Origin of the sequence: Micromonospora sp. KC721 (genome assembly GCF_004348355.1) — a bacterium.
GTDB lineage: Bacteria > Actinomycetota > Actinomycetes > Mycobacteriales > Micromonosporaceae > Micromonospora.
Window position 1 is genome coordinate 1 of record NZ_SMJY01000216.1, and the last position, 9,967, is coordinate 9,967.

Consider the following 9,967-nt stretch of genomic DNA (forward strand, 5'->3'; position numbering starts at 1 on the left):
GGGTGGGAGCCGGCGCATCGGTGCCGGGAGCGACAACCTGCGGTGACTGCGCGGGCCGGCCGCCCGGGTCGGCTCCCGACGGCGACGCCGGTTCCGTCACGTGAACCTCCTGGGAAGCTGTGGGTCCACCGCTCGCGCGGCGGACATCGGCCAGGCTACCGCCGGCGCGCACGGCCGACCCGCCGCGCGGGCGGCCGTCACCGGGATCAGTCGACGTTCGGGGCGAAGTCCCGCCCGAAGGGCGCCTCGGCGTAGCGGACCACACCGATCACCACCAGGGCCACCACGGCCAGCGCGGCCAGCACCAGGCCGGTCCAGGCCAGCCGTTCCCCGCGCCGCAGCCGGGCGGCCCCGGTGAGGTACCCGCCGGAGGCGTACGCCTCGCGCCGGGCCTCGCGGGCGAGGTGGAGCGCGACCGTCGCCGGCACCACACCGCCGACGAACAACCCGGTGAGCGCCGCCATCAGCCCGAGGGCGAAGACCGCGCGCGCCTTCGACGCCGGTGCCGGGTCCGGGTCGAGCGGATGGCGGGGCGGCTGGTACACCACGGGCACCTGCCCGGGAGCGGTCGTCATGCCCCCATCATGCCCCGGCTTGCCCGCCCACACCTGCGACGAGGCCCCCGGCGGCTGCCGGGGGCCTCGTCAGGAACTACGTCAGCGGTACGACCCGAAGTCGAAGTCGTCCAGCGGCACCGCCTGGCCGCTGGCCGGCCCGAAGCCGTAGTCGGTCTCCGGGTAGCCGGTCATCGAGTAGACCTTGGCCTTCGCCTCCTCGGTCGGCTCGACCCGGACGTTGCGGTACTTGCTGATGCCCGTACCGGCCGGGATGAGCTTACCGATGATCACGTTCTCCTTGAGGCCGACGAGCGAGTCGCTGCGGGAGTTGATCGCCGCGTCGGTCAGCACCCGGGTGGTCTCCTGGAAGGAGGCCGCCGAGAGCCAGGAGTCGGTGGCCAGCGAGGCCTTGGTGATGCCCATCAGCACCGGGCGACCGGCGGCGGGCTCGCCGCCCTCGGAGACGAGTCGGCGGTTCTCCGACTCGAACAGCGCCCGGTCGACCAGCACGCCCGGCAGGAACTCGGTCGAGCCGGAGTCGATGACCGTCACCCGCTTGAGCATCTGCCGGATGATGATCTCGATGTGCTTGTCGTGGATGAGCACACCCTGCGAGCGGTAGACCTCCTGGACCTCCTGCGTCAGGTGGACCTGGACCGCGCGCGGGCCGAGGATGCGCAGCAGCTCGTGGGGGTCGATGGTGCCCTCGGTGAGCTTCTCGCCGACCTCGACGTGGTCGCCGTCGTGGGCCCGCAGGCGGACCCGCTTGGAGATCTTGTCGTACACGATCTCGTCGCTGCCGTCGTCCGGCACCACGATGATCTTGCGCGACCGCTCGCCGTCCTCGATCCGGACCCGACCCGGGGTGTCGGCGATCGGCGCCTTGCCCTTTGGCACCCGGGCCTCGAAGATCTCCGTGACCCGGGGCAGACCCTGGGTGATGTCCTCACCCGCGACACCACCGGTGTGGAAGGTCCGCATCGTCAACTGCGTACCGGGCTCACCGATCGACTGGGCGGCGATGATGCCGACCGCCTCGCCGACGTCCACGGTCTTGCCGGTCGGCAGCGAGCGGCCGTAGCACGCACCGCAGACACCCAGCTTCGACTCGCAGGTGAGCACGCTGCGCACCCGGACCGTCTCCACCCCGGCCGCGACGATCTTGTCGACCAGAATGGAGTTCAGGTCCGAACCCCGCTCGGCGACCACGGTGCCGTCCGGCCCCTTGATGTCGTCGGCCAGGGTACGGGCGTGCACGCTGGTCTCGACGTGCTCGTGGGTGACCAGCCGGCCGTCCAGACGCTGCCCGATCTGCATCGGGATCGCCCGGTCGGTGCCGCAGTCCTCCTCGCGGATGATGACGTCCTGCGAGACGTCCACCAGCCGTCGGGTCAGGTAACCCGAGTCGGCGGTCCGCAGCGCGGTGTCGGCCAGACCCTTACGGGCACCGTGCGTGGAGATGAAGTACTCCAGCACGGACAGACCCTCCCGGTACGAGGCCTTGATGGGCCGCGGGATGATCTCGCCCTTCGGGTTGGCCACCAGACCACGGATCGCCGCGATCTGCCGGAGCTGGAGCAGGTTACCGCGGGCACCCGAGTTGATCATCTTCCACAGCGGGTTCTCCTGCGGCAGCGCGGTGTCCATCTCCTTGGCGACCTCGTTGGTCGCGTTGGTCCAGATGGAGATCAGCTCGCTACGGCGCTCCTCGGCGGTGATCAGACCGCGCTGGTACTGGCGGTCGATCTTGTCGGCATCCGTCTCGTACCGCGCCAGGATCTCCGCCTTGCGCGGCGGAGCGATGACGTCCTCCATGCCGATGGTGACACCGGACCAGGTCGCCCAGTGGAAGCCGGCCTCCTTGAGGCCGTCCAGGGTGGCGGCCAGGGCCACCTTCGGGAAGCGCTCGGCGAGGTCGTTGACGATCGCGGAGAGCTGGCCCTTGCGGATCTCGTAGTTCACGAAGCGGTAGCCCTGCGGCAGCGTCTCGTTGAACAGGACCCGGCCGAGCGTGGTCTCCACCGTCAGCGGGTCGCCCTCGACCCAGCCCTCGGGCGCGGTCCACGGCTCGGCGCCGGCACCGTTGTCGACGTCGGTCACGCCCCGCAGCCGGATCCGGACCGGCGACTGCAGGTGCAGCTCACCGTTGTCGAAGGCCATCCGCGCCTCGGCGTCCGAGCTGAACGCCCGACCCTCGCCCTTCGCACCGGGGGTGAGGTGCGTGAGGTGGTACAGGCCGATGACCATGTCCTGGGTGGGCATGGTGACCGGCTTGCCGTCCGCCGGCTTGAGGATGTTGTTCGACGAGAGCATCAGGATCCGCGCCTCGGCCTGGGCCTCGGCGGACAGCGGCACGTGCACCGCCATCTGGTCGCCGTCGAAGTCGGCGTTGAAGGCGGTGCAGACCAGCGGGTGGATCTGGATCGCCTTGCCCTCGACCAGCTGCGGCTCGAAGGCCTGGATGCCCAGACGGTGCAGGGTGGGGGCACGGTTGAGCAGCACCGGGTGCTCGCCGATGACCTCTTCCAGCACGTCCCACACGACCGGCCGCTGCCGCTCGACCATCCGCTTGGCGGACTTGATGTTCTGCGCGTGGTTGAGGTCGACCAGCCGCTTCATGACGAACGGCTTGAACAGCTCCAGCGCCATCTGCTTGGGCAGGCCGCACTGGTGCAGCTTCAGCTTCGGGCCGACCACGATGACCGAACGGCCGGAGTAGTCGACGCGCTTGCCGAGCAGGTTCTGCCGGAACCGGCCCTGCTTGCCCTTGAGCATGTCCGACAGCGACTTCAGCGGGCGGTTACCCGGACCGGTGACCGGCCGGCCACGACGGCCGTTGTCGAACAGCGCGTCGACGGCCTCCTGGAGCATCCGCTTCTCGTTGTTGACGATGATCTCGGGCGCACCGAGGTCGATCAGCCGCTTGAGGCGGTTGTTCCGGTTGATGACCCGGCGGTACAGGTCGTTCAGGTCGGAGGTGGCGAAGCGGCCACCGTCGAGCTGCACCATCGGGCGCAGGTCCGGCGGGATGACCGGGACGCAGTCGAGCACCATGCCGAGCGGCGAGTTGCGGGTGTTCTGGAAGGCCGCGACGACCTTCAGCCGCTTGAGGGCCCGGATCTTCCGCTGGCCCTTGCCGGAGCGGATGGTCTCGCGCAGGCTCTCGGCCTCGGCGTCGAGGTCCATGTTCTGGACCAGGGCCTTGATGGCCTCGGCGCCCATGCCGCCGGTGAAGTACTCGCCGAAGCGGTCCCGCAGCTCGCGGTAGAGCAGTTCGTCGGTGACCAGCTGCTTCGGCTCGAGCTTGCGGAAGGTCTCCAGCACCTCGTCGAGACGGTCGATCTCGCGCTGGGCCCGGTCGCGGATCTGGCGCATCTCGCGCTCTCCGCCCTCCTTGACCTTGCGCCGGACGTCCGCCTTCGCGCCCTCGGCCTCCAGCTCGGCCAGGTCGGCCTCGAGCTTGGCGGCCCGCTTCTCGATCTCCGAGTCGCGGCTGTTCTCGGACTGCCGCTTCTCGGCCAGGATCTCGTTCTCGATGGTCGAGAGGTCGCGGTGACGCGCCTCGGCGTCCACGCTGGTCACGACGTACGAGGCGAAGTAAATGATCTTCTCGAGGTCCTTGGGGGCGAGGTCCAGCAGGTAGCCCAGCCGGCTCGGCACGCCCTTGAAGTACCAGATGTGGGTCACCGGAGCGGCGAGCTCGATGTGCCCCATCCGCTCCCGGCGCACCTTGGAGCGGGTCACCTCGACGCCGCAGCGCTCGCAGATGATGCCCTTGAAACGGACCCGCTTGTACTTACCGCAGTAGCACTCCCAGTCCCGCTGCGGACCGAAGATCTTCTCGCAGAAGAGCCCGTCCTTCTCCGGCTTGAGGGTGCGGTAGTTGATCGTCTCAGGCTTCTTGACCTCACCGTGCGACCACTGACGGATGTCGTCGGCGGTGGCGAGGCCAATGCGCAGCTCGTCGAAGAAGTTGACGTCGAGCACTATGTCCCCTATGTCGTCGTCTTTACAGCTAGATCATGGGCGGGGTTCGGGGGCCGGCCGACCCGCGTCGGGATCAAGCCTGACCGCCCAGAGCGGGCCGGTCGGCCCCCGAACCTCCACCACTTACACCTCTTCGACCGAGCTCGGCTCGCGCCGGGACAGGTCGATGCCCAGCTCCTCCGCAGCCCGGAACACCTCGTCGTCGGTCTCGCGCATCTCCAGGGCCACACCGTCGCTGGAGAGCACCTCGACGTTGAGGCACAGCGACTGCAGCTCCTTGAGCAGCACCTTGAACGACTCCGGGATGCCCGGCTCGGGGATGTTCTCGCCCTTGACGATCGCCTCGTAAACCTTCACCCGGCCGAGGACGTCGTCGGACTTGATCGTCAGTAGCTCCTGCAGGGCGTACGCGGCGCCGTACGCCTGCATCGCCCAGCACTCCATCTCACCGAAACGCTGGCCACCGAACTGCGCCTTACCACCCAGCGGCTGCTGCGTGATCATCGAGTACGGGCCGGTCGACCGTGCGTGGATCTTGTCGTCGACCAGGTGGTTGAGCTTCAGGATGTAGATATAGCCGACCGCGATCGGATCCGGCAGCGGCTCGCCGGACCGGCCGTCGAACAGCTGCGCCTTGCCGGAGGAACCGATCAGCTGCTTGCCGTCCCGGTTGGGCAGGGTCGACGAGAGCAGACCGGAGATCTCCTCCTCGCGGGCACCATCGAAGACCGGCGTGGCCACGTTGGTGTCCGGCTCGGACTCGTGCGCCTCGATCGAGCGGAGCTGGCGCTTCCACTCGGCGTCGTCGCCGTCGACCTTCCAGCCGGTCTTGGCCACCCACCCCAGGTGGGTCTCCAGGACCTGACCGATGTTCATCCGCGACGGCACACCCAGCGGGTTCAGCACGATGTCGACCGGGGTGCCGTCCTCCAGGAACGGCATGTCCTCGACCGGCAGGATCTTGGAGATGACGCCCTTGTTGCCGTGCCGGCCGGCGAGCTTGTCACCGTCCTGGATCTTGCGCTTCTGGGCGACGTAGACCCGGACCAGCTCGTTGACGCCCGGCGGCAGTTCGTCACCGTCCTCGCGGGAGAAGGTACGCACACCGATGACCGTGCCGGTCTCGCCGTGCGGCACCTTCAGCGAGGTGTCCCGCACCTCGCGCGCCTTCTCGCCGAAGATCGCGCGGAGCAGCCGCTCCTCCGGGGTCAGCTCGGTCTCACCCTTCGGGGTGACCTTGCCGACCAGGATGTCACCGGGGACGACCTCGGCGCCGATCCGGATGATGCCACGCTCGTCGAGGTCGGCGAGCATCTCCTCGCTGACGTTCGGGATGTCCCGGGTGATCTCCTCCGGGCCGAGCTTGGTGTCCCGCGCGTCGACCTCGTGCTCCTCGATGTGGATCGAGGTGAGCACGTCCTGCTGCACGAGGCGCTGCGACAGGATGATCGCGTCCTCGTAGTTGTGGCCCTCCCAGCACATGAACGCCACGAGCAGGTTGCGCCCGAGCGCCATCTCGCCCTCGTCGGTGCACGGACCGTCGGCGATGACCTGACCGGCCTCGACCCGGTCGCCCTCGAAGACGACCGGCTTCTGGTTCACGCAGGAGCCGGCGTTGGAGCGGCGGAACTTGTGCAGCAGGTACGTCCGGCGGTGGCCGTCGTCCTGGTGGATGGTGATGTAGTCGGCGCAGAGGTCCTCGATGACCCCGCCGACCTCGGCCACCACCACGTCACCGGCGTCGACCGCGGCGCGGTACTCCATGCCGGTGCCGACCAGCGGCGCCTCGGCCTTGACCAGCGGCACGGCCTGGCGCTGCATGTTCGCGCCCATCAGCGCGCGGTTGGCGTCGTCGTGCTCGAGGAACGGGATCATCGCGGTCGCGACGGAGGTCATCTGCCGCGGCGAGACGTCCATGTAGTCCACGGCGCCCGGCGCGACGTCCTCGGTCTCGCCACCCTTACGACGGACCAGGACGCGGTCCTCGGCGAAGGTGCCGTCCGCCTTCAGCGGGGCATTGGCCTGCGCCTTGACGAACCGGTCCTCCTCGTCGGCGGTCAGGTAGTCGATCTGGTCGGTGACCCGACCCTCGACGACCTTCCGGTACGGCGTCTCGATGAAGCCGAACGGGTTGACCCGGGCGAAGGTGGACAGCGCGCCGATCAGACCGATGTTCGGACCTTCCGGCGTCTCGATCGGGCACATCCGGCCGTAGTGGGACGGGTGCACGTCGCGGACCTCGAAGCCGGCCCGCTCCCGGGACAGACCACCCGGGCCGAGCGCGCTCAGCCGCCGCCGGTGGGTCAGGCCCGCCAGCGGGTTGGTCTGGTCCATGAACTGGGACAGCTGCGAGGTGCCGAAGAACTCCTTGATCGCCGCCACCACCGGGCGGATGTTGATCAGGGTCTGCGGCGTGATCGCCTCAACGTCCTGGGTGGTCATCCGCTCACGGACGACCCGCTCCATCCGGGACAGACCGACCCGGACCTGGTTCTGGATCAGCTCGCCGACCGTACGCAGGCGCCGGTTGCCGAAGTGGTCGATGTCGTCGGCCTCGTAGCCCTCCTCACCGGCGTGCAGCCGGCAGAGGTACTCCACGGTGGCGACGATGTCGTCCTCGGTGAGCGTGCCCGTGGTGATCGGCACGCTCAGCTGGAGCTTCTTGTTGAACTTGTACCGGCCGACCTTGGCGACGTCGTACCGCTTCGGGTTGAAGAAGAGGTTGTCGAGCAGGGTCTGCGCGTTCTCGCGGGTCGGCGGCTCGCCGGGGCGGAGCTTGCGGTAGATGTCGAGCAGGGCCTCGTCCTGGCCGGCGATGTGGTCCTTCTCGAGCGTGGTCATCATCAGCTCGGACCAACCGAACCGCTCGCGGATCTGCTCCGCGGACCATCCGATGGCCTTGAGCAGCACGGTGACGGCCTGCCGACGCTTGCGGTCGATGCGGACGCCGACCGTGTCGCGCTTGTCGATGTCGAACTCCAGCCAGGCACCCCGGCTCGGGATGACCTTGACGCTGGAGAGGTCGCGGTCGGAGGTCTTGTCCGGCTGCTTGTCGAAGTAGACGCCCGGAGACCGGACGAGCTGGCTGACCACGACGCGCTCGGTGCCGTTGATGATGAAGGTGCCCTTCGGCGTCATCATCGGGAAGTCACCCATGAACACCGTCTGGCTCTTGATCTCGCCGGTGGTGTTGTTGGTGAACTCCGCGGTCACGAACAGCGGGGCGCAGTAGGTCAGGTCCTTCTCCTTGCACTCCTCGATCGAGGCCTTGACCTCGTCGAAGCGCGGAGCCGAGAAGGAGAGCGACATGGTGCCGGAGAAGTCCTCAATGGGACTGATCTCGTCGAGGATCTCCGCGAGACCCGAGCGTGCGTGCGGGTCGTCCGCCGACCGGCCCTGCCAAGCCTCGTTGCCGACGAGCCAGTCGAAGGACTCGTTCTGGATGGCGAGGAGGTTGGGGACCTCGAGGTGTTCGGTGATCCTGCCGAAAGAAACTCGGCGGGGCGCGAAAGCGCTCGACGTACGACTGGTCTTCGCAGGGCGGGAAGCTGCCAAGATGCGTCCTTCCGAGGACCGGTGCTGCAGAACGGCTGGTACGCGTGCACTCCAATGACCCCACCAGAAATATCCATAAACGGACATTTCCGAGCAGGGGTCAATTCGGAAGGCAGCGCAAACTAGCAGTGTAGCCGAGAGGCTAACCGCTGTCCAGCCCATCCCGCAGGTCGCCGCGGAGCGGGCCTCGGGACCCCTGAAAAACCGGGTCTCACCGGGCCGCTCGGAACACGTCGTCCCTGCCGGACCGCTCGGGTCACGACGATGGTGCTGCCGCTGGCACTACCCGAGAGGAGGCCGTCGCAAGCGCGGAAGGTCTTGCTGGTGTCAGCGTGCCTGGCAGGCCCGTGTCACGTCAAGGGCCGGCCGTGCCCGCCATCCTCTTTCCCAGCGGCGGGCCACCGCCCCGTCCCGCCCTCAGACCGTACGTCGGACGCCGGAAGTCCTGCTCACGCCGCTGCCGCCGGTGAGCTACCAACCAACAGCGGGCGGTGACCCGTTTCCGGATCACCGCCCGCTGCGACGCGGTGTGCTCCGGCTCACGTGAGCCGGACGCGCGCCGAGAGTCGACCAGAGGCCGACTCAGGTCACTTGAGGGTGACCTTGGCGCCCTCGCCCTCGAGCTTGGCCTTGGCCTTCTCGGCGGTCTCCTTGTTGACCTTCTCCAGGACCGCCTTCGGAGCGGCCTCGACCACGTCCTTGGCCTCCTTGAGGCCCAGGCCGGTCAGCTCACGCACGACCTTGATGACCTGGATCTTCTTGCCCCCGTCGGCCTCGAGGACGACGTCGAACTCGTCCTTCTCCGGCTCGGCCTCGGCGGCCGGGCCAGCCGGGCCAGCCGGGCCGGCGATGGCGACCGGAGCAGCCGCGGTGACCTCGAAGGTCTCCTCGAACTGCTTCACGAACTCGGAGAGCTCGATCAGCGTCATCTCTTTGAACGCGTCGAGCAGCTCTTCGGTGCTGAGCTTCGCCATGTCTGGCGTCCTTTCCTGAATGGTTTAACTAAGAACGTGGGTGCGCCGGGTGACCTCAGGCCGCCTCGGCGCCCTCCTTCTCGCGCTTGTCCTGCAGGGCGGCCGCCAGACGGGCGGTCTTGGAGAGCGGAGCCTGGAACAGGGCCGCGGCCTTGCTCAGGTTGCCCTTCATCGCGCCGGCCAGCTTGGCCAGCAGCACCTCACGGGACTCCAGGTCGGCGAGCTTCGTGACCTCGGCCGCGGAAATGGCCTTGCCCTCGAAGACACCGCCCTTGATGACGAGCTTCGGGTTGGCCTTCGCGAAGTCGCGAAGCCCCTTCGCCGCCTCGACGACGTCGCCCGAAACGAAAGTCAGCGCGGTAGGACCGGTGAACAGCTCGTCGAGGCCGGAGATGCCCGCATCCGTCGCGGCACGCTTCGCCAGCGTGTTCTTGGCGACGGTGTAGGTGGTCTCCTTGCCGAGCGAGCGCCGCAGCTGGGTGAGCTGGGAAACCGTCAGACCACGGTACTCGGTGAGCACCGCGGCACCCGCGTTACGGAAGCTCTCGGTCAGCTCAGCGACGGCCGTGGCCTTGTCGGCCCGGATCGGCTTGTCCGCCATGTCCCTCCTCTCTCGTTACTCGGAGCTGGTCGCCGTCATCGGGCCGGTCGGCCCTGTCGACAGCGGCGTAGGCATCACGACAACGAGAAAAGCCCCGGCGCAGGGCGCACGGGGCGAGGGCCGGCGAGATGGACACGGTCGACGGACCGCGTACACTGCCGATTTTCGCTTACCGCCCTGCGCGGGTCGCCCGTCATCGTGGGACCTTCGACCGTGCCGGGGCACGGTGACCAGCGGTCTCTGGGTGGAACTTCGCCCCAAGGTTACGTCACCCACCCCCAACCACCAAATCG

Annotated in this window: 5 protein-coding genes; all 5 read right to left on the reverse strand. The window is 68.3% G+C overall.

Features of this window, described 5'->3' with window-relative positions; translation table 11 throughout:
• Positions 1-206: 206 nt before the first annotated feature.
• Positions 207-575, reverse strand: coding sequence for a hypothetical protein (locus E1182_RS26185; protein ID WP_132270143.1), 369 nt, complete (start codon positions 573-575; stop codon positions 207-209).
• Positions 576-656: 81 nt separating this feature from the next.
• Complete coding sequence (locus tag E1182_RS26190) at positions 657-4,544, reverse strand: DNA-directed RNA polymerase subunit beta' (protein ID WP_132270145.1); 3,888 nt, start codon at positions 4,542-4,544, stop codon at positions 657-659.
• A 123-nt stretch (positions 4,545-4,667) separates the two neighbouring features.
• Positions 4,668-8,099, reverse strand: coding sequence for a DNA-directed RNA polymerase subunit beta (locus E1182_RS26195; RefSeq protein WP_132270147.1), 3,432 nt, complete (start codon positions 8,097-8,099; stop codon positions 4,668-4,670).
• 587 nt (positions 8,100-8,686) lie between these two features.
• The gene (gene rplL, locus E1182_RS26200) at positions 8,687-9,073 is read right to left on the reverse strand and encodes a 50S ribosomal protein L7/L12 (protein ID WP_132270149.1); all 387 of its coding nucleotides are present in this window, start codon (positions 9,071-9,073) and stop codon (positions 8,687-8,689) included.
• 55 nt (positions 9,074-9,128) lie between these two features.
• Positions 9,129-9,674 (reverse strand): 50S ribosomal protein L10, encoded by a 546-nt coding sequence (gene rplJ, locus E1182_RS26205; protein ID WP_132270151.1) that lies wholly within the window; start codon positions 9,672-9,674, stop codon positions 9,129-9,131.
• Positions 9,675-9,967: the final 293 nt, after the last annotated feature.